The following is a 1,213-nucleotide window of genomic DNA, read 5'->3' on the forward strand; positions in this document are numbered from 1 at the left end:
ATACGCTGCTGGTTTTCAGGGATAGCGAGCTTGTTGAGCGTGTTCGATTCAACGTGGGTACGCATGTGATGTGCCCGTCCTTGTGTGCTGTCGATAAGCGCTTTCTCGTTATCAATTAAGCCTTTGGTGGTGTATTGCCCTTTCTCTCCTAAAGGTATGAGTGTGCCATTTTTAATCCATTCATCGGCGATGGTTTTTACTTCAATGGCATTGGCTTGAATACCCCCTTTGGTAAAGTCAGAAACGGCCAATTCAACGACTTTTTCCAAGCGAAGGGCTGTATTGTTTTGTTCAAGATGAGAAACAGCTCGTGCCAGGGCTTCTTGAGCGATTAAGGCTGGCTGAAATTCTTGTTTAGTGAATTGTTGTGCATTCTTTACCAACTCTTCGGGCTTGTACCCCATATCTTTAATTTGTTGCTGCCACTTTGTGGTGAGCTCACCGGTGCTCAGGTAAGTTTTACTTTTGCGTGTATCAAGTGCTGCCATATCCCTTGCTGCTTGTGTGTCTCCAAAGTTTAAGGCTTGTTGGTTGATTTGCTGCGTTCGAGTGGAAGAGTTTTCGATGAGAGGTTGCGGTACACCAGATATGTCTATCTGTCCATTGCCTAGCCCATGGGTTTGATATCCAATGCCTTCAACGTCATGCGCTATTTTGCTGTGAAATAACGCCGTGTAATATTTTTGGAAGTTATAGATGCGCTCGCCAGTCCCGTTAATCACGCCCCCTTTTTGCTTAATGGTTGAAGCGAGTGAGCGAAGTTGTCCATCCTGATCTCGTGTCATATTTGGCGCTAATAAGTGGTAATGAAGCTGCATGTCGTTTTCACGGCTGGTCTTATGGCCAATAGCTGCGAAAATCATGTTACCTGTATTGATGTATTCACGTTCCCCTTCTTTATTGGTTGACGTGACTTGTGCGGTGTCTTTTTCAATTTCATCGGCGACAAACTTAACGGCGTCCTTGAGTATGCCGAGTAAGCGCATATCACCACCACCTAATGCTGCAATGGAGAAGCCTTTAGATACGGACAAAGTCAGATCTAAACCGCATTTATGGTTATCTCGTTTCCCTTTAATGGTTTCATCCCCAAGGTTGCCAGAGAGCACCGATTCTAGGGTGGCTTGCTCTACGGGTTTACCCGCCAGTCCCGCTTCGATGGCCAGCTTGCCATGCCAGAAGGTGTTTTCTCCCTGGTCTTTTTCCTTGAGGT

1 protein-coding gene is annotated in these 1,213 nt (G+C 46.1%); it reads right to left on the reverse strand.

The features are described from left to right. The coding region (mobF, locus tag AB4589_RS24120) for a MobF family relaxase (RefSeq protein WP_372101848.1) at positions 1-1,213 on the reverse strand (1,213 nt) is incomplete at both ends.

Origin of the sequence: Vibrio sp. 10N.222.49.A3 (assembly GCF_041475145.1) — a bacterium.
GTDB classification, from domain to species: domain Bacteria; phylum Pseudomonadota; class Gammaproteobacteria; order Enterobacterales; family Vibrionaceae; genus Vibrio; species Vibrio tasmaniensis_A.